The sequence below is a fragment of the Microbacterium sp. 22242 genome (genome assembly GCF_052045495.1).
GTDB lineage: Bacteria > Actinomycetota > Actinomycetes > Actinomycetales > Microbacteriaceae > Microbacterium.
This window is the reverse complement of sequence record NZ_JBQEOZ010000006.1, coordinates 25,054-45,244: the sequence shown is the minus strand read 5'-3', so window position 1 is coordinate 45,244 and position 20,191 is coordinate 25,054. Positions and strand designations below refer to the sequence as shown.

Annotated in this window: 13 protein-coding genes and 1 pseudogene; 9 read left to right on the top strand and 5 right to left on the bottom strand. The window is 64.2% G+C overall.

Going from position 1 to position 20,191, the window contains the following annotated elements; all coding sequences use genetic code 11:
* The first annotated feature begins 94 nt into the window (after positions 1 to 94).
* The 5 genes from ACTJJZ_RS08425 (at position 95) to ACTJJZ_RS08405 (ending at position 12,573) form a co-directional block, all read left to right on the top strand.
* A complete protein-coding gene (locus ACTJJZ_RS08425; protein ID WP_440720732.1) occupies positions 95 to 4,861 on the top strand; it encodes a sacsin N-terminal ATP-binding-like domain-containing protein in 4,767 nt (1,588 codons plus the stop codon).
* Entirely contained in the window at positions 4,858 to 6,375 is a 1,518-nt protein-coding gene (locus tag ACTJJZ_RS08420) for an NERD domain-containing protein (RefSeq protein WP_440720731.1), read from the top strand. Before ACTJJZ_RS08425 ends, ACTJJZ_RS08420 begins: the two co-directional genes overlap by 4 nt.
* Entirely contained in the window at positions 6,372 to 9,560 is a 3,189-nt protein-coding gene (locus ACTJJZ_RS08415; RefSeq protein ID WP_440720730.1) for a helicase-related protein, read from the top strand. Before ACTJJZ_RS08420 ends, ACTJJZ_RS08415 begins: the two co-directional genes overlap by 4 nt.
* Positions 9,541 to 11,373 carry a DrmB family protein gene (drmB, locus tag ACTJJZ_RS08410; protein ID WP_440720729.1) on the top strand — a complete coding sequence of 611 codons (1,833 nt, stop codon included), beginning with the start codon at positions 9,541 to 9,543 and terminating at the stop codon, positions 11,371 to 11,373. Before ACTJJZ_RS08415 ends, drmB begins: the two co-directional genes overlap by 20 nt.
* 96 nt (positions 11,374 to 11,469) lie before the next feature.
* On the top strand, positions 11,470 to 12,573 hold the full coding sequence (locus ACTJJZ_RS08405; RefSeq protein ID WP_440720728.1) for a DNA cytosine methyltransferase: 1,104 nt from the start codon (positions 11,470 to 11,472) through the stop codon (positions 12,571 to 12,573).
* Positions 12,574 to 12,693: 120 nt separating this feature from the next.
* Here ACTJJZ_RS08405 and ACTJJZ_RS08400 read toward each other — a convergent pair whose 3' ends face one another.
* From ACTJJZ_RS08400 to ACTJJZ_RS08385, 4 genes are all read right to left on the bottom strand, one after another.
* A complete protein-coding gene (locus tag ACTJJZ_RS08400; RefSeq protein WP_440720727.1) occupies positions 12,694 to 14,316 on the bottom strand; it encodes a TIGR02391 family protein in 1,623 nt (540 codons plus the stop codon).
* A 47-nt stretch (positions 14,317 to 14,363) separates the two neighbouring features.
* Complete coding sequence (locus ACTJJZ_RS08395) at positions 14,364 to 14,930, bottom strand: hypothetical protein (RefSeq protein ID WP_440720726.1); 567 nt, start codon at positions 14,928 to 14,930, stop codon at positions 14,364 to 14,366.
* 785 nt (positions 14,931 to 15,715) lie between these two features.
* Positions 15,716 to 16,108 (bottom strand): type II toxin-antitoxin system VapC family toxin, encoded by a 393-nt coding sequence (locus ACTJJZ_RS08390; RefSeq protein ID WP_440720725.1) that lies wholly within the window; start codon positions 16,106 to 16,108, stop codon positions 15,716 to 15,718.
* Complete coding sequence (locus tag ACTJJZ_RS08385; RefSeq protein ID WP_440720724.1) at positions 16,105 to 16,335, bottom strand: FitA-like ribbon-helix-helix domain-containing protein; 231 nt, start codon at positions 16,333 to 16,335, stop codon at positions 16,105 to 16,107. The genes ACTJJZ_RS08390 and ACTJJZ_RS08385 overlap by 4 nt, the downstream gene beginning before the upstream one ends.
* A gap of 324 nt (positions 16,336 to 16,659) precedes the next feature.
* Between ACTJJZ_RS08385 and ACTJJZ_RS08380 the strand changes: the two genes are divergently transcribed.
* From ACTJJZ_RS08380 to panB, 4 genes and pseudogenes are all read left to right on the top strand, one after another.
* A complete protein-coding gene (locus ACTJJZ_RS08380) occupies positions 16,660 to 17,523 on the top strand; it encodes a DUF2520 domain-containing protein (RefSeq protein ID WP_440720723.1) in 864 nt (287 codons plus the stop codon).
* A complete protein-coding gene (gene panC / locus ACTJJZ_RS08375) occupies positions 17,520 to 18,371 on the top strand; it encodes a pantoate--beta-alanine ligase (RefSeq protein ID WP_440720722.1) in 852 nt (283 codons plus the stop codon). The genes ACTJJZ_RS08380 and panC overlap by 4 nt, the downstream gene beginning before the upstream one ends.
* Positions 18,371 to 18,721, top strand: a pseudogene (panD, locus tag ACTJJZ_RS08370) (aspartate 1-decarboxylase); the annotation flags it as partial. The gene panC and the pseudogene panD, both read left to right, overlap by 1 nt.
* Positions 18,722 to 18,894: 173 nt before the next feature.
* On the top strand, positions 18,895 to 19,764 hold the full coding sequence (panB, locus tag ACTJJZ_RS08365; RefSeq protein ID WP_440720721.1) for a 3-methyl-2-oxobutanoate hydroxymethyltransferase: 870 nt from the start codon (positions 18,895 to 18,897) through the stop codon (positions 19,762 to 19,764).
* 119 nt (positions 19,765 to 19,883) lie between these two features.
* Here the strand turns inward: panB and ACTJJZ_RS08360 are convergent, their stop codons facing one another.
* Entirely contained in the window at positions 19,884 to 20,180 is a 297-nt protein-coding gene (locus ACTJJZ_RS08360) for a DUF503 domain-containing protein (RefSeq protein WP_440720720.1), read from the bottom strand.
* Positions 20,181 to 20,191 lie beyond the last annotated feature (11 nt).

The window sequence follows — 20,191 nt, the reverse complement described above, 5'->3', positions numbered from 1 at the left end:
CCTTAGTCGAACAGCGGCGGAAAGTCCCCGGGTGCCGCTACTTTGGGTTCCGGAGGGAGAACGCGAGCGATTGGGTGCAGGGGGAATGTTGGATATGACGGAGACTTGGGCTCCTGATGTGGCGCTGGTGCGCGAGATCGATACGCAGTTCGAGAGTGCGATCGCCGCGTACGTCGCCAAGCCCACACTGATCACCGAGCATGCGAATCACGAGGAGTCCATCCGCACGGGCGGATATGCGAACCGTACGCTTCTGGAGCTTGTTCAGAACGCCGCCGACGCGATGGCCGGCAGCGCAATGGAGGGCGGCCTGGGGCGAGTAGAGATCGTGCTGGACCCGGCTGCGAACGTTCTGTACTGCGCGAACTCTGGCCGGCCGTTCTCCAAGAACGGCCTCGTCGCGATCACGCATGCCCATCTCAGCGGCAAGCGAGGAGACGAGATCGGTAGGTTCGGACTTGGATTCAAGTCTGTGCTGGCAGTCACCGAGTCGCCGCAGGTTCTGAGCCGTTCTGTGTCGTTCGAGTTCAACTCCGCCAAAGCACAGTCAGCGATCAAGGGGATCGGTTCCGCCGACCGGCGGCTCCCAGCACTCCGCACAGCCACCCTGCTCGACGCGGATCGGCTCTTCGAGGAGGATCCGATCGCAAAGAACCTCGCTGAATGGGCGACCACCATAGTCCGTCTGCCGGGTGTGGTCGATACCGCGAGAATCCGTCGAGAGATGGAGACCTTCACATCCGAGTTCCTCCTGTTCGTCAGCGCAGTACGGGAGGTCAGGCTCACCGTCCTCGGAGATCGAGGGTTCGCGACAAGTCACGTGTCGAAGAACCTTGGAGACGGCCGGTTCAAGATCGAGCGCCCGGACTCGACGGGTGACGAATGGCTCATCAATGAGCGGATGCATGCGCCCAGCCCGGCCGCTCGACGAGAGGTCGGCGAAGCGGTCTCCCGCAACGAGATCAAGGTCAGCATCGCGATGCCCGTCAGACCCCGCCGAGCCAATCCGGAGGCGGGGGATGCCGGCACTCAGGTAGGCCAGTTCTGGAGCTACTTCCCGCTGCAGGACCGTACGTCTGCCACCGCCTTCTTCAATGCACCGTGGAGCGTCAATGACGACCGCACCACGCTGTTGCGAAACGGGTACAACCGTGAGATTCTCGCGACCCTTGCCGACATGTTCGTCGAGCTGCTCCCACGAATGAGCAGCGAACAGGATCCCGCCGCCCACCTCGACTACCTTCCGGCGCGAGGTCGGGAAGCCATCTATTTCGGCGACGAGGTCCTGTGCGCACTCGTTCCGCCGCTGGCCGTCGCAGCGGCGCTGATACCCGACGGCAGTGGTGTGTTGCGAAGTCCGGAGGAGCTCAGGCCCCTCGATCTGACATGCGAATGGAAGATTCCCGAGATCGCCCACGAAGCATGGATCGCGTCACCGAACACCAAGAATGATGTGCCGCACTGGCGTTGCTACAGCTCCAGCCAACGGGTCGCCCGACTTCGCCAGTTGTTCGCGGTGAGCGTGAGCCCGGACCGCTTCGACGAGGACAGCCGCGATATGAAGCGTGCGCTCGAGCTCGTACCGAAGCGCGGCATCCAGTCCTGGCTTCGCGAATGGGCCGCGGGAGACGACGTCGAATCAGCGGCCAACGCAGTCAAGGTAGTCATGGCGAATCGTGGGGCTGAGGAAGCGGACAAGGCTCGTGTCATCCCCACGAGCGACGGTCTGCGCGCGCTCGCAGACAGGTCGCTCGTCTTCCTCTCGAAAGCCGATGACCTGGAGATCGAGGGTGCGGTGTTTGTCGCTCCCGAGTTCCTCGACTATCCGGACATGGAGCGAATCCTTCGCTCCGCCGGATTCCGCGATCTCGATCCCATCGCTATCCTCAACGCCCGCATCGCGAAACTGACGACCGACCACGGTGCCGCGCAGCAGGCGAAGTTCTGGGATGCCGCACTCGGCGTCAGCACTCGCGACGCTGTGAGCGCTGTTCGCGCAACGCCAACTGCGCAGGTGTTGGTGCCGACGCGGGACGGAGGCTGGCACTGGCCCCAGCAGGTTCTCGATCTGGACGGTGAGTTGCCCGGCGCCGACGGAGGAGTCCTCCTCGATCGGCACAGGTGCGTTCCCGCGCTCGCCCACGAAATCGGAGTCGTGAACTCCCCGCGGCGCGACTATGACTTCGAGGATGAGGCAGCCGCTGACGAGTATCGGGATTGGATCATCGCGGACCTGAACAGCAAACTCACGCCCGGCGAACGCCCGATCGAGCAGATATCGCTCTACCCCAGCCAAGGCAGTTCTGCCGGCCCATTCTCGGTGCTGATGATCCTCCAGGCCTCAGACGCAACGGACCAGATCCGCGAGAGCTGGACGCGCGGTCTACTGGAGTTCGGCGACGCTCCCTGGGACTGCGAGGACACCGCCACCGGAGTCTCATATCGCGTGAAATCGCCGGTTCGATGGGCGGTCGAACGAGCGGGACTGCTTCAGACATCCCGCGGGTTCCGACCGATCGCCCACGTCGTCGCTCCGTCGCTCGTCGAGTACCGAGATCTGCTGCCGCTCTACGAGGGACCACGCAGCATCGTGGACGCGCTGCACCTGCCGCAAGACGTGTCGTCGATCCCGCCTGAAGTCCTACGGAACGCGCTCGCGATCGAGCTGCTGCCGCCTCAGCTGACGGACTCGGTGATTGTGCGCTTCATCATCGACGCCGCTCCTCTGGCTTACCCTGACGGGCGTCCCCCGCGAGTGCCTGCTCGTGTCGGACGCGTGATCGAATCACGTGCGACGGGGACCGTGTACATCGCGGTGGACGAGGAGCAACGCGATTACCTGGCGCAGCACCAACGCCCCTACCTGCGGGCAACGGACATGGACGCCGAACTGCTCGTCGATGAAGTCGGATGCAAGCGATTCGAGGACTCGTTCGCCTTTTCGGTGCAAATCGATGGCCAGCAGGACCCGGAGAGGCTGCTCGACGTCTTCACCGGACTCCGAGGGTGGCCCAGCAAGGAAGACCTGGGAAGCGCGACGTTCTCCCGCGCTGAGTCCATCGCGAAATGGGTCACAACCGAGGCGGGCGTGGAAACCCAGTCGCTCGACTCATACCGAGACGGCGTGGACTTCGTCGTAGCGACCGGTATCCCGGAGAGGGAGTCGTTGCGACTCGTCAGCGAAGCATTCGACCTCGGTCTCAACAAAGCGGACCTCGAGCGAGTGCTCGAGGTCGGCCTCGCTCAACACCTGGAGCTGATCCGGCAAGAGGCGCTTTCGGCAACGACGAACGCAGATCGCCTCGAGGTCTATTTCGGTGCGGACGATCTGCGGGAGAAGCTCCCCAAGGGGCTCTGGCAGGGGTTGGAGGCGCAGGGCCTCGTTTCCAAGAGTACGTCGGCTGCGGAGCTCTGCCTGTCCGTCTACGGAAAAGACACCATTCGGGAGCTGGCTGATCTCTTCCGACGGGAGGGATTCCCCGACGTGCCGACGCAGTGGGCAGGTGGCGCGGCGACCATCACCTGGCTGCGAAAGATGGGTTTCGGGTCGGAATTCGCCGGACAGCGAGCGCAGCGCCAGGCCGCCGAGTTCGTCGTACCGGGTGCAACGGTGCTGCCTGAGCTGCATGACTATCAGTCGCGTATCAGCGCGCAGCTCCGCTCTACGCTGCTCGAGGGTGACGACACAGACCGTCGCGCCAAAGCGATGGTAGAGCTGCCGACAGGCGCGGGCAAGACACGTGTCGCGACGCAAACTCTCCTTCAGCTCTTCATCGACGGCGAACTGAGGGGACCGGTCCTCTGGATCGCTCAGTCCCAGGAACTCTGCGAACAGGCTGTGCAGACCTTCAGCGAGGTTTGGCGTGGTCTCTGCACGGAGCGGCAGGTCGACATGCCTTTGACCCTCGGACGGCTATGGGAGGGCAACGATGTCCAACAACCCGACACCGCCCACGGCGTCATTGTCGCTACCGACGCGAAGCTCGAAGTGCTACTCAGCAGCCCGGAGTACGACTGGCTCAGTCGGCCGACTGCTGTCGTCATCGATGAGGGCCACGTAGCTGGTATATCTACTCGATACACGCGAATTCTCTCGTGGCTCGGAGTCGACGGAAGGAGATTCGAGCGGCCGTTGATCGGTCTCTCCGCCACACCCTTCAAAGGGACATCTGTGCAGGCGACGGATCAACTTGCAGCCAGGTTCGGCAGAACCAAGATCAGCGCGTTCAGAGAGGACCAGAACCCGTATCAGGAACTTGTAGCGCGCGGAATGCTAGCGCGCGTGAAGCACACGGTTCTTCCAGGCGTAGTCGTCAGGCTTTCGGACGACGAGGCTCGCGAGGCGAAGCGGACAAACCGCGTCAGCGGTCAAGTGCTCGACCGAGTAGCTGCAGATCACGCGCGGATGGGAATCCTAGTCGACAGCATCATGACTCTGGAACCCGAGCGAGCGCGATCGGTTCTTGTGTTCACCCCGAACGTCCTTTCTGCGCAGGTCCTTGCGGCAACGCTCCGGTATCGAGGACTCGAGGCCGCCTCCGTGAGCGGTCAGACCGGCCGGCAGGAACGGCGCGACGTGATCAAGCGCTTCAAAGACGGCGAGATCCAGGTGCTCGCCAACTGCGATCTACTGACACAAGGATTCGACGCGCCGGGCGTCACCGCGCTCTACATTGCGCGTCCCACGTTCAGCCCTAACGCCTACATCCAGATGGCTGGCCGCGGTCTGCGCGGGCCGAGGAACGGCGGGAAGGACGAGTGTCTCATCGTTGATATGGAGGACAACTTCGGCAGCACGGACATCAACGACCTCCTCGGATTCCGCGAGTACGAAGAGCTGTGGCAGGAGCAGCAGTCGTGATCCTCAGCCCAGACCTCCAGGACGTCGAACGCACCGCGCAGAGCGACGCTGAACGCAAGCTGGCGCGACTCCTCTCCGCCGTGCCGAGCGCGGACGCGGTCGCGTTCCATTCGGTCAAGCTGCGGACCGCCCCTGGGAAGCAGATGGCAGAGGCCGACTTCGTCATCCTCTGGAAGGGCGTCGCGGTCATCGCCGAGGTGAAGGGCGGTGGCGTGAAGAAGTTCGATGGCGCGTGGTACACCATCGACAGGCACGGCGACAACCACAAGTTGAAGTCCTCGCCCATCGACCAGGCCCGAGACGCGATGTTTGCGCTGAGGGAAATCCTCAAGGAAGACGGGCTCGGCTGGTATCCCTCGGAGGCGATCGCCGTTACTCCGGACATCGGACGTCCGCCGACGGACGTCGCTTGGAAGGCCACGCACTGGCTGGCCAAGGAGTCGATGACCGTCGACGCCTTGACCTCCGCGCTCGACGCAGTGGCCCGTACGGCGCGGATTGCTCCGAGAGGCGCGCCTATGGCTCGTGTCGATGACCTCAGGGAGCGACTGTTCGGCGAGTTCTCGAGGCTGCCCATCATCGACGCACAGCGAGGCGCCGTGATCGACGAGCAGAACACTGCTACCGCAGAGCAGGCGAGAGTTCTCGCTGGTCTATCGAAGAACCCGCGCATTCTCGTGTTCGGCGGCGCAGGCACCGGGAAGTCCGTAGTTCTCGCAGAGGCGGCGAAACAGGAGGCGGAGGCGGGGAAATCCGTCCTGGTGACGTTCAGGTCTCCCGGACTTCGGACGTTCTTCGAACCGCGCTTGACCGGACGAGCGGTCGAGGTGCGCGAGTTCGATGTGATCGACCCTTCTTCGCAGTTCGACGTACTGCTCGTAGACGAGGCGCAGGATCTGATGTCCCCCGATGCCATGGATTTGCTCGATCAGGTCGTCATAGGCGGCCGAGGGGCGGGGCGATGGAGGATGTTCCTCGACCAGAACAACCAGGCTCATGTCGATGGCCGCTTCGATGAGGATGTTTTCGAGATTGTCCGTACCGAAGGCATCGAGTACGACCTGAGCAAGAACGTCCGCAACACTCGGGCGATCGTCCACATGGTCCAGGAGTACTTGGGCGCCGATGTCGGTGACTCGGGGATTGTGAACGGCGAGCGCATCCAGTGGGAGACCATACCCGAGGGGGAGTCGCGGGCTCAGGCGATACGAATCGCGAAGTCGTTCAAGAAGGACGGCGTCAAGGCGGCCGACATATGGATTATTCCTGCAACCGCGGCCGAGTCGCTGGATGAAGTCGTCGACGGAATCCGGGTCCTCAGTCCCAGGGTCGCGAAGGGACTCGAGGCGGAGCATGTCATTGTCTGCGAGCTTCCGACGGAGTACTCGAATTCCGCACTCGCGGCACTGTACGTCGCGGTGACGCGCGCTCGCGTGACGCTCCATGTCGTCTACGCCGACGCCGATCGTAGAAGGCTGCAGGCGCTGGCGCGCAGGGCGGGAGTGACGGTATGACGCTTACGCAGGCTCAAGCGCGCGCATTGGAGCATATGCGCGCGGCCTACGTCGGACCCGAGCAGGGCGAAGATGAGGTGCTCATCGAGAATCGCCCCTCGCTGCAATACGCGGTCGGAATGCTCTTCCCCGCCGACGATGAGGTCGCGGCGCAGGGCAGTGTTGCTGCGGGCGAGAACGACCCGCAGCAACTCGTCATGGCCGACGTCGAAGAAGGCGATGTCGAAGAGGACGATGCGAATCCGATCGCGGAGGACTGGCGACCGTCCTCCGCCGCGATTTCCTTCGTCACCGACTCCGAATCCGTGATCTGCGACTTCTCCGCCGGAACATATGCGCTGATCGAGGACGACGGGCCACAGCGATGGCAACGCGCTGGCCATGAGTTCCGGAACATCGAGCTTGCCCGGGGAACGGCTCAGCTGCGGCAGTTGGACGCCGGCGACGTTCCATTCGAGATCGGCTCCCGCTGGCGGCCATACGGGCCCTCGAACTGGCTCGTCACGCTTCATGTTCGACTTCGGACGAGGACGACGGGCGAGGACCGGACCGATATTCCGCTCATGATGTTTCAAGTGGATCTATCGGCACGACCGGCTGACGACGCCAGTATTCTCGAGTATGACGTGTCCCGTACGATCGACGTCGACCCGGAGGCCGCCGAACTGCGCTTGAGGTACCGGAGTCGCAAGGTGTTCGCGGTCGGCCACGGTATGGCCGCAGACTGGGAGACCGATGAGGCGGGAAACTGCGTCCGGGTCAGACTCAACCCGGTGCCGCACTTCGTTGTACCTGCGCTCGCGCAGACCGGCGGGGACCAGCTCGACGGCCGCGCTCGACCCGCGCTCGATCTCGCGCTCCTCGCGACAATCGACTCTGAACCGGCACCGGTGCTGGAAGCGCTGGGATCTTTCGTCGAGTCTTTCTCCGAGTGGGTCGCTGATCAGCATGCGCAGGCTTCAGATCTCGGTGCGGACGCCGAGTCCATCGCCGATCGCGCGGGGATCACGGCGGCTCGGATGCGGCAGGGCATCGACCTGCTCGCGGACCCGAAGTCGGCTGCGCTCCGATCGGCGTTCGCACTCGCAATGTCGGCGATGCGCCTCCAGATGCGCCAGGCCGCGCTCGGTCGCGGCGAGAAGGACCCGGTGCCCGCGTGGCGTCCGTTCCAGCTCGGATTCCTCCTAGTGTCGCTCGCATCGACCGTCGACGACACCCACCCTGATCGGCCACTGGTAGATCTGATCTGGTTCCCGACTGGAGGCGGCAAGACCGAGGCGTATCTGGCTCTCGCCGCCGTTGTGATCTTCCTCCGCCGGCTCGAACATGGCCCGATCGGTGGCGGGACAGCGGTGATCACGCGCTACACCCTGCGCCTGCTCACCTCGCAGCAGTTCCAGCGTGCCGCGTCCCTGATCTGTGCGATGGAGTTGCTCCGCGCGACGGACCAGAGGGTGAGAGGGATGGCACGATTCTCGATCGGTCTCTGGGTGGGGAATGAAGCGACGCCGGGCACACGCGCCGACGCGAAGTACGCTCTTGACCGGCTCTACAAGGCTCAACATCCGCAGGATGCGAATGAGTTCCAGATCACGGAGTGTCCTTGGTGCCTGACTGAGCTCGTCCCCCTCAAGAAGGACGACACGCGCCGACTGTACGGGGTACGTCCAGCTGGCAATGACGTGGCCTTCCGATGCGTGGACCCGGACTGCGAGTTCTCGCAACGCGATCTCCCGATGAACGTAGTCGACGAGCTGCTCTACGAAGAGCCGCCGACCTTTCTGCTGGCTACGGTCGACAAATTCGCTCGCCTCCAATTCAAGGATTCCGCCGGGCGGCTACTGGGCATCGACACTCCCTATCGGAAGCCGTCGCTCATCATCCAGGACGAGCTGCATCTCCTGTCCGGTCCGCTCGGCACAACCGTCGCGGTCTTCGACGCTATGATCCAACTGCTGCTGAACAGCGCCGACTCCACGCCGAAGATCGTCGCCTCGACCGCGACGATCCGCGCGTCCGGCGCACAGGTGAAGGGTCTGTACGGTCGGAAGGTGGCACTTTATCCGCCCACCGGGATCGACGACGACACCACATTCTTTGCCAGCCCGGTAGCCAACGGCGAGGGCCGACTGTATGTGGGGATGATGCCGCAGAGCGTGTCGCAGGCCACCGCTCTCGTTGCCGCGGCCTCGCCGCTGCTCGAGCTGCCAGGCGTCCTGATCGGCACCGACCGTATCGGTGACCACATCGACCCTTACTGGACCTTCGTGATGTACCACAATTCCCTTCGGGAGCTGGGACGCACGGGGGCCCTGCTCCTCGACGACATCAACGGGCGTCTTGGAACTCGGGCAGACCGGCTCGGGCTCGGGTTGAGGACAGTACGCGCGGACCGGGTGCTCGAGCTGACGAGTCGTCGCGGGCCGGAAGAACTGCCGAAGGACCTGCGACAGCTCCGAATCAGCGCGGACGACTCCGACGACGCGGTTGACGCGGTGTTGTCGTCGAATATGCTGTCAGTCGGAATCGATGTTCAGCGCCTTGCCCTGATGCTGATGGTCGGACAGCCGAAGACGACGGCGGAGTACATCCAAGCCACGAGCCGAGTTGGTCGCGGGTCGGTGAACGGCATTGTGATGACCCTATTCCGGTCGAACCGTGCACGCGACCGATCGCATTTCGAAACCTTCCGCGGATACCACGACGCGCTGTATCGGAGCGTCGAGCCGACGAGCGTCACTCCGTGGTCCCTGTCCTCCCGAGATCGCTCGCTGGCTGGCGCGCTGATCGCGTTGTTTCGGCATGCGGTACCGGTGCTTGCTGGGGACGGCGACGCAGGCGCGTTCGATCTCTCCGAGGATCGCCTCCGAGCCACGGTGGAGTCGCTGATCAACCGCTTCCTCGATCTGGTCGGAGAGTCTGAGGAAGACGAGAAGAACGCAGTCGGTGACCAAGTCTGGCAGCTTCTGCGGGAGTGGGATCGGAAGGCGCGCGAGGCCCGCGACGCTGGCGAACGGCTCCGATACGAGCACCGCGAGGCGGGAGACCGGGCGCTGCTGAAGCGCTTTGGGCAGATGGGCAATGAATGGCTGGTTGGCGATTCGATGCGCTCCGTTGAGCCGAACGTCGCGGTCGAAGTGCAGGAACCCGAGCGGGAGGTGCGGCGTGCAGAAGATCCGTCATGATCTCCGCCTGTCGGAGACGGTTTCTCCGTTCGGGGTCGGTGCGATCGTCGATATCCGGGGGGAGTCGCTTATAGCTCCCGACACCTCGTGGTGGGACCGGAAGATTGCGCCGGAAATCCACTGCGATCGACTGGTCGACCAACTTGTGCAGCTCGGGCGCCCGCGTCCGGTGCTCCGCCAGGCCCCGTCACATGCCGGGAGAGCCGGGCAACAGACTGCCAGCCTGCCCTATTGGCGGTTTCCGGCATGGCGTTTTTGTGAGCGATGCCTCAAGCTCTCCAAGCTGACGACGATCGACAAGGGGCGCTTCCGCAACCGGTGCGACTGCGGCGGGGTACTCGTTCCGATGCGATACGTCGCAGTCTGCCGGACGGGCAGCCACGTGCAGGATGTGCCCTGGTTCATGTGGGCGCACCGCGGACACGACAAGGGGGTAACCGAGGAGGTTCGTGTCTGTCGCGCGTATAAGGAGCTTCGCTTCGTGCGTTCGAACACGAGCGGCGAAGGCCTCACCTCGCTTCGAGTCGTTTGTGGTGGATGCAAGCGTTCGCGCCCTCTGTCCGATCTCGTGGTCGACGGCGCGCAGCATCGAGACGGCATCCGATGTGAAGGCCGCCAACCCTGGGAACCAGAGGACTCGGTGTCTCAGCCGTGCGATGCGGACCTCGTCGCGGTCCAGCGTGGAGCGACCGGCAACTACATCGCCGACCGCGTGTCTGCGCTCGACATCCCTGAGGAAAAGACGCGGTCGGAAGCTCTGAGCGCAAAGATCCGGGCTCACGACTATTTCCAGCGACTGGTCGATGACAACGGTGGGCCGAAGTCGGAGATGATCGCCGGTTGGATCGCGGAGGAGGTCGGCGTCGGCGCGGAAATGGTCCTGTCCGTCGCCGGGGGAGAAGAGCACACGGCTGACGCTGGGATGCATGTGCTCAAGGACGGCGAGTGGGCTGCGTTCGTGAAGAAGATCGTCGCCGGCAAAGATCGGGAAGTCAGCGACTTCGTCGTCGATGGTTGGTCCGACGCGTTAATCACTTCCGATCCGCCCGAAGTTCGCGGCGTGATCGCAGGGATCGGACAGGTGCACCGCGTCCGTGAGGTGCGCGCTCTCAAAGGCTTCCGCAGGCACAGCCTGAGCTCATCATTCATCAGCGCCGACCTGGGTCAGGATCCGAAACAGCGTCCGGTCTATCCATCGCTGGAGCTGTTCGGCGAGGGCATCTTCCTGCAGTTCAATGAGGAGGCACTTCAGGCATGGGAGTCCCTTCCGGACGTGCAGGCCCGTGCGCACATCCTCATGGACCGTCGTGATCAGCTGGAGTGGGCTCGTTCGCGTTTCGACATCCCAGAACCTCGTTTCATAGCACTGCACACGATCGCTCATCTGCTGATACGGCGCCTCGCATTCGCCAGTGGCTACTCGTCGGCGTCCCTGCAAGAAAGGGTTTACGCAAGCACTGAACGCCCTGACAACACGGCAGGCATTCTCATCTACACCGCAGCGGGCGACGCGCAGGGTACTCTGGGCGGCCTTGTTCGTCTCGGCGCCCCGGATTTGTTGATCCCCCTGCTTATCGCCGCGCTGGACGATGCCGACGTTTGTTCGAATGACCCGGTGTGTATCGAGAGCGATCGGCAAGGGTCATTCCGGTTGAATCTCTCGGCTTGTCACGGCTGCGCCCTCGTCAGCGAGACTTCCTGTGAGACGGGCAATCGGATGCTTGATCGTCAACTTGTACTCGGTGGGAGCGAGGTCACCGGGCTCCTGGCCGGGGTGCTGCCGGCCGTTCGCGCTTCGATCGGAACGCTTTGATGCTCGCGCCGGCGTGCCGGATGCAACACGCGGAGGGCGGGGCCTATTTTGTATGGAGTGGAGAGTAGAGTTCGCCAGTTCGACGCGCCTGTTGCGGTGGTCTCAGACGACGGAGCCGAGTCGGCGAAGATCCTCGTGATTGACCTCTTCGCTGGGGCAGGTGGATTCACAGCGGGGTTTCGTGCGGCATCCGACAGGTATGAGACTGTGCGCGCGGTCGAGTGGGACACTGCGGCTGCTGCGTCGTATGAAGCCACCTTCGGCGAGGGCATCGTTTTCGCGGGCAGTATTCAAGAGTGGCTGGAGACCGAGAAAGTCCCAGGGGCGGATCTGATCGTGGGTGGCCCGCCGTGTCAAGGCTTCTCCACGCTGGGAAAGCAGGACGAGGAGGATGAGCGGAACTCCCTTTGGCGCGAGTACATGGAGACGATCGTGCGCGCAAAGCCGAAGTACTTCGTCGTGGAGAATGTGGCTGCCTTCGCAAAATCACCGCAGTACCGTCTCTTCGAAGCAGAGACCGAGCCCGGAGGTCGACTGCAGCACTACACGTTCGAGCATCGGGTCTTGAACGCGGCTGACTATGGTGCGCCTCAGGCGCGCAAACGGACCGTGATCATCGGGCACCGGCGCACGTTGCCCTTCCCGGGGTGGCCGGAGCCGACACACGCAGGTGCTCACCGGACTGTGAAACAGGCGTTCGAGGAAGCAGGGATCGTCGAGGAGACAGACGGGATCGATTTCCCGGACGGTCGTTCGATCGTCGTGGACGGGCGGCCAATGGCCGGTCCGTTCACTCGAGATGAACTGCATCTGACCCGACGCTACACGCAGCTTTCATTGGATCGATTCGAAGTGATCAGGAAGGGGGGCAACCGGTTCGACATCGCGGAGAGGAAGCCCGAGCTCCTGCCGAGATGCTGGGTGGACCATAAGACGGGATCCGCCGATGTCATGGGCCGCCTGCACTGGAATAAGCCTGCCGTGACCATCCGAACCGAGTTCTTCAAGCCTGAGAAAGGGCGCTACCTGCATCCGAAGGCGAATCGCGCCATTACCCATCTCGAAGCTGCCGTGCTTCAAGGGTTCCCGCCGGAGCACAAGTTCGTGGGTTCGAAGACCGCGATCGCCAAGCAAATCGGTAACGCCGTGCCGATCCCGCTCGGTGAAGCAATCGCGCGCAAGCTGCTCGAGCGCTTTTGACTCAGGCAGTGGCGCAGTGCCTGCCGGGCGTTGGGTCAGGACGCTGGGGCATAGCCGAATGTTGAAGTAGCCGAAAGAACTTGTTTGGTTCGCATTAGGGCCCTCCAGGGATCAACGGGGTCAGTCAATGGGCCCGGGTACCTCGATGGCACCCAATCGGCGTCGTAGGTGCGATATTAGGCTCAGGGCGTCCAGGCAGTCCTGGTATGTGAAGACGCCACTCTGCAATAGCGCGCGGATCTCCTCGTGTTGAATCGGGTTTCGGAAACCGTTCCACGCGGCCTCTGATAGGGCCTTTTGTGCGTCTCGTATGGACTTTTTCGTGCGTGGGGAAAGGCCCGAGGCCGAAAAGTCGGCGACTACATCGACCAGGGGGGCATCGCTACCTTTTGTTGAGAACGAACTTTGAAGCACCGCGAGCTCGTCCATGTCGGCGGAAGCTCCGGCGGCCGTGCGGACATCTCTCACATAGCGCTTGATTGCTTCCACGACTGCATGGTGGTAGTTCCCCGACTTGTACTCCAGCTCGGCGGCCTCTTGAACTGATGTGTGCAACGCGCGCCAGTGCAGATCGGCGTAGTCAGGGGCGATCTCTCGTAGGCTGTCGACGATATCTTTGCGGTCTTCGTCCTCGATCTCATTGTTGGGTGATGTCAATGTCTCGAGGACGCGCTTGACCGCTGCGGCCTCCTTCCCTCGGATCGAAGCTGTCCAGGCATCCACGTCAACGCCGGCGTCGATCTGCATCTTTTTCTTGTTCTGAACGGCGCGAAGAGAACGATGCTTCTGCGCAGCCTCCCGGACGATTGCTGAGAAGTAGGTTTGAAGTTCTGCGGTGCCGTCCGACTCCCAGCTGACTGATCGCCGATCGGTCGAGATGACATCGGCGTCAGTGTCCAGATCATTTGCATCAAGGTAGCCGGTCAAGTATGCATACGCTTGCGATGAATCGGGAACGCCGAAGAACTCCGGCTCGTTCGCCATCCGTCCTCTGACGTACAACGTGATACCGCGGAGTTGCGGCGGAAGCGGACGCTTGGAAGCGAAGATTTCGCCCGTGACAGTGGACCGCGGCGAACTGTCGCCCGACCTGGAGAAATCTGCGGGGACACTCCAAGTAGCGTCGTTGTCGAATGATGAGTAGCGAAGACGGCGATCGACCGTGATGCGATCGTTTCCGCGACGCACATCCAGGATGAAGTCGTCGTCGGCGTAGTTGAATAGGCGAGACAACTGCTCGGCAAGAAGCTGTGGCCTGATCTCGCTTTTCCTGCTGAGGTCAGAAACGTGGATGCTGGTGTAGTGCGACGCGCCCGATGTGTCGATCATCTCGACGCGTGGGCGATACTCTGCGTCTGCAGCATCCTTGATGTCTTCCCATACCATGGTGACTCTACTCGATTGCGTCGACCCTTCTCGTTTCGATTCGACGACGATAGTGTTACCAATTCCGAACACCGAAAGCTTGCCCAAGCCCTTCCTGCCAGCTACCTTGCGACGTCCCGACTCGGAAACGTCCCCCGAGCCAGAGGAGCGTCTGTTCCGGCCGATACGAAGGTAGTTGTTCTGAATCTCTTCGATTGACATTCCGTGGCCATCATCATTGACGGAGATTGAGCGGCCGTCGTCGGCGATGATCACGTTGACGTGCGTGGCATCTGCGTCGTACGAGTTTGCGATCAACTCGGCGACGGCATTCGGCAGATGAGAGTACATCTTGAATCCAAGATGTTCGATGGTCATCGGGTCGAACGTGAGCTTTAGCTCCGTCATCCTGTCACTCCCACCACTCAGATGCTGTGGGGAGGTAGGGGCGCGAAGGCCGCTGCATTATCTATGATCTGCCGAGCAAGAGACATTAGCTCGGTGACCGAGGCAGCGTAGAGGACGAGGAATTGAGGCCTGTCGGCGCTGATCTCGAACCCGCATTGTGTGCGCTCCGCCAATGGCCGCAAGAGCCTTGCACGTCCGGCACCGATCGCGAAGAGTACAACAGGATACTCGGACCACTTGCGGTGTGAGGCCGCATGGGATCGGCAGCTTGCGGCGGTGATGGCACCGATGCTGTTCAACGCATAGGAAATACCGGCTACACCCAGCTCAAGCCCCTCGACCCCGTGCCACGCTTGCGGCGAAGAGAAGAAATCTGGGGCTTCGTCGCTTGGGACATCGGGTTGCTCGTATTCGATCTGATCTGCCCACTCGTCGAACTCCAGGGGATTCTCCGCCTTGGCATCAAGCCATTGAATGGCTTCGGACTCAGCCTCGATTACTGCTGCAGCTTCACTGACGTCTGTCTTGATCAGCCAGACATCATGGAAATCGCCGAGTTGGTCCTCTTCCTCGAGTTCCGTCATGTTCGGCATCCAATAACTGGCCTCGACGGGGAGTCTCGAGTCGACGTCAATGGCGTAGCGCGGGATCATGCCGCCAGCATGCCACGATACCGTTCGCCGCCACGCGAGCCGACGTGGTGCGTCCGGTTGGCTCCTCGGCGATGCGCTCTCCTCTTGCGGCTGGATTTGAAGACGCCGCCCGCGTCTTCGTGGCCGGGTCAGCGGCGGCGGAAAGACCACCTTGCGAGTGGCCGGGGCGGATTCATCGATCGCGGGGGTCGTGATGCTATCCGCCGACACCGTTCCGCTGCCGCGCGCGGCGGCACGCATCGCTGCTTACGTTGCCGGCGTCGAGCCAGCAGCCGGTGGCTCAGGCGCGGTCGACGGCGTGGCCGACGTGATTGCGCGGAGCGAGGATCCGACACTTGGCCCCTGAGGCGCCCGTGCCGACCTGCTGTTCGGGTGGCCTGGCTCGTACTGGCTCGACCTGCGCGCGTTTGACCAGGTCGCCACGGCCCCGGCGCTGGGCGTACCGATCCTCGTGCTGCAGGGCGGCCGCGACTACCAGGTCACAGGGGCCGAGGATCTGGCGGGCTGGCGGAAAGGTCTCGAGAGGTGGCCCGGTGTGAGCATCAGGGTGTTCCCTGACGACGACCATTGCTTTCCTGAGCAGTAGGCCGTCGAACCCGTCGGACTGCCAGGCGCCCCACCATATCGATCCAGCTATCGTGGCGGCTATTGCGGAGTGGGGGAGCCGCATCCGCGCCGCGCTCCGTCGGCTGTTCAGGCGAATGCAGTCGTCGCGTTCACGCGGGAGGGAGGTCGACATCGCAATGTGAGGCTGCTTCCTCAGCCAGCCGCCGGTCGAGAGTCAGCAGGGGACAGCGGAACGCCTCGGCGAGCGCGACGTAGCTCGCGTCATAGGCGGAGAAGTTGTGCCGGAGGGCGAGTAACCGGGGAACCAGCGGCAGCGATGGGTGCAAGTCGATGGGGAGGCGGAGCAGATCATCGATGGCGATGCCAAGAGCGGCATCGTTGAGGTGCCCGCCGACGTTCAATCCACGCAAAGCAGAAGCCACTTCAACGGGCAGAAAGTCGGGGGCGAGGAGTGTCTCGCCCATGACGCGATCATGCAGTCGGGGTGCGGAGCCGTGCTCACCGATCAGCTCGACGACGACCGAGGCGTCGACGACGATCATCGGCCGCGCCGGCCGTCTCGAATCGCCTTCAGGATCGCCTCGCGGGGGATATGTTGAGCCGGTCGCTGCTCCAGCTCTGCGAGCATCTCGCTCAACGTCGGCCGTGCCGCGAGTTGGGTGAGCTCCCCGGTCAGATACTGCTGCAGGGACTGTCCACGCGCTTCGGCCCGTGCCGACAGCACGGAGTGCACTGCCGGATCGAGGTCGCGGATCAGCACGTTCGGCATGCTTACAGTATGCATGCGCGTTATTCGATCTGGTAGTGGTTGAGTCCCATGCGTTCGTCGTGGGCGAGGCGTGGGATTGCCCGACGCGTCACGAACGGAACGGACAGAGAAGTCGTCACGAACGTGAATTGTGCGGAACGAACCTCGCCTCGCCCCACGTGCTTGATGCGGGAGCAATATAGCAATAATGATAACCATATAGGGGACAGAAAATGTATCTCAGGTCTATCTAAGCTTGTTGAAATGATCTCTGATTTGGCCAGGATCCCGTCCCAGGCGGATACTCGACCCGTCCCGGCCGTCGATCCCGACCGGGGTCCAACTATGACTTCCACCTCCTTCGATGCCGCTCCCGCGTCCGGGCGCGCCGTCGCTGTCATTGGTGCCGGACGGCTCGGAACGGTGCTCGCGCGTGGGCTCGCCGAGGCCGGATTCGATGTGCGCGGACCGCTCCGTCGCGACGCCGCGATTCCGGAGGTCGACGTCGCCCTCCTGTGCGTGCCGGACGCTGCGGTCCACGACGTGGCGGCAGCAGCACGCCCGCGCGCACGACTCGTGGGCCACGTCTCCGGCGCCACCGGCCTCGACGACGTCGACTTCAGCATGCATCCGCTGCAGACCTTCACCGGATCCGAGATGCCTGACGTCTTCCACGGCATCGGCGCCGCGATCGATGGACGCACACAGGAGGCGCTCGCGACTGCGGAGAGCATCGCGCGGGCCCTGGGTGCGCAGCCGTTCCGGGTCGATGACGCCCACCGTGCGGGCTATCACGCCTCCGCGTCGATCGTGTCGAACCTGCTGCTCACGGTGCTCGACGCAGGCGAACAGGTCGCGGTGTCTGCGGGGATCGGATCCGACGAGGCCCGCGCGGTCCTTGCCCCGCTCGTGCGGCAGACGGTCGAGAACTGGGTCGCGGTCGGCGCGGCTCGAGCTCTCACCGGACCGATCGCACGCGGCGACGAGGAGACTGTCGCGAGGCAGAGGCGTGCGATCGAGGACGGCGCCTCGGAGCTCCTGGGGTTCGTCGACGCGCTGACTGCGCAGACCCGGGCGCTCGCCGAGTCTGCCGGTGACCGGGTTTCGTCTCGCTTCGCTCGCTCAGGAACCGGGGAGCGCGAGGAAGTGCGCTCAACGACCCCGGATGAGGCGGACGAGGACCGGCCGACCGGGAGGACCCGCGCATGAGGATCATCCGGACCATCGCCGAGGTCCGCGCGGCCGTCCGTGAGGCCAAGCGCCAAGACAAGACTGTCGGTCTCGTCCCGACCATGGGCGCCTTTCACGAGGGCCACCTGTCCCTGATGAGGGCGGCCAGGAGGGACAACGACCTCGTCGTCGTCTCGCTGTTCGTCAACCCCACGCAGTTCGGCGCGAACGAGGACCTCAGCCGCTACCCCCGCGACGAGGCGCGCGACGCAGGGCTTGCCGAGCAGAGCGGCGCCGACATCCTGTTCGCCCCGGAGCCCGCCGAGATCTACCCCGACGGCTTCGCGACCACGATCCACATCGCCGGGATCACCGACGTCCTCGACGGCGCGAGTCGCGGCGCGCACCACTTCGACGGCGTCGCCACTGTCGTCGCCAAGCTGTTCGGCATCGTCAGCCCCGACGTCGCGTACTTCGGGCAGAAGGATGCGCAGCAGGTGCTCGTGGTCCGCCGGCTCGTGCGCGACCTGAACCTCGACGTGCGGATCGAGGCGTGCCCGATCGTGCGCGAGGCCGACGGGCTCGCGATGAGCTCGCGCAACGTCTACCTCGACCCGGCCGCCCGGGAGCAGGCCACGGCGCTGAACCGGGCGCTTGACGCCGCGCAGGCGCTGGCCGAGGCGGGGGAGCGCGACGCAGAAGCGATCGCCGGTGCCGCTCATGCCGTCCTCGCCGGCGCCGGCATCACCCCTGAATACCTCGAGCTCCGCGACGCCGAGACCCTGCAACCGGTCACCCGCCTCGACGGCGAAGCCCTGTTCGCGGTGGCCGCGCGCGTCGGCGCCGCCCGCCTGATCGACAACCACCTCCTGAGAGCGAGCGCCTGATGCGACGCACCATGCTGAAGTCGAAGATCCATCGCGCCACGATCACCGGATCCGATCTGCACTACGTCGGGTCCATCACGATCGATCCCGACCTGCTCGAGGCCGCCGACATCTTGCCGCACGAGCAGGTGCACGTCGTCGATGTCGACAACGGATCCCGATTCGAGACCTACACGATCGCCGGAGAGCGCGGATCCGGCGTCATCCAGGTCAACGGCGCCGCCGCCCGTCTCGTGCACACGGGCGACACGGTGATCGTCATCTCCTACGCCGACTACTCGCCCGAGGACCTCGCCGGCTACGCGCCCACGGTGGTGCACGTCGACCGCTCGAACGGGATCATCCAGGTCGACGACGCCGTCGACACGCTATTGACGGAGGCGCTGATGCCGGGCGCTTCGACGGGCTCGGCGACCGGCGGGGAGGCCGTGATGCCGGACGCTTCGACGGGCTCGGCGACCGGCGGGGAGGCCCTCGTATCGGGCGGTTGGGCGGGCTCGGTGACCGGGACGGAGGCCCTCGTATGAGCGCGCACGCCGCGCCCACCCGGCGGCTCACCCTGGGCGACCTCGCCGCGAAGAAGGCCGCGGGCGAGCCGATCGTCATGGTCACCGCGTACGACCACCCGGGCGCGCAGATCGTCGAGGCGGCCGGCGTGGACCTGGTGCTCGTGGGCGACTCCGCCGCGATGACCGTGCTCGGCTACGACAGCACGGTGCCGGTGTCGGTCGACGAGATGATCATGCTCACGAAAGCGGTGCGGCGCGGGCTCACAAAGCCGCTGCTGGTGGCGGATCTGCCGTTCGGATCGTATGAGGCCTCGGATGCGCAGGCCGTCGCGACGGCGCAGCGCTTCGTCAAAGAGACGGGTTGCGACCTGGTCAAGATCGAGCGCGGCGGCACCTCGGTGCAGCGCGCCCGGGCGCTGGTGGAGGCCGGGATCCCGGTCGTCGGACATGTCGGCCTCACGCCCCAGACCGCGACCTCACTCGGCGGCTACCGCGCGCAGGGCCGCACCGCCGAGGCTGCGCTCGCGGTGATCGACAGCGCCCTCGCTCTGCAGGACGCAGGCTGCGCGCTCATCGTCGTCGAGGCGGTGCCCCGCGAGGTCACCGACGCGCTCATGCCCCTGCTCGACATCCCCGTGATCGGGATCGGGGCGGGATCCGGCGCCGACGGACAGGTGCTCGTGTTCCACGACCTGCTCGGGATCTACGCGGGCCCGGCCGCGAAGTTCGTCAAGCGCTACGCGGATCTGCGCACCGCCGCGATCGACGGCGTCACGGCGTATGCCGACGAGGTGCGGGCCCACGTCTATCCGGCGCCCGAGCACGCGTATTCGATGGCGACGGAGGAGGCCGCGAGGTTGCGGGAGTTGCTCGCGGAGCGATGAGGGGAGCAGGATCCGCGCCCGCGGCGGGCCGCCCGGAGACGGCGAGCCGCGGATCCGGCCTCTGCAGGGTCAGGACCGGAAATTCGGTCTTGGGCCTGGCTCCTTCGACAGGCCGGAGCTCAGTCCTCGCTGCTGTGCAGACCCTGCCGCGCGGAGAGCACGGTGATCTCCGGATGCTGTTCGGCCAGCAGCCGGTCTGCCTGATCCAGCACGTCGCGCACGTGCGAGGCGTACGCGGCGACGACGCTGACGCCGAGGACCGCCCGACGGTGCAGGTCCTGCGCGCCGACCTCGGCAACCGCGGCCTCGGTGCGCCGGCTGAGCTCGGCGATCAGCGGCCGGATCACGCTGCGCTTCTCCTTCAGGGAGTGCACGTCGCCGAGCAGGATGTCGAACTCGATCCATCCGATCCACATGCCGCCAGTGT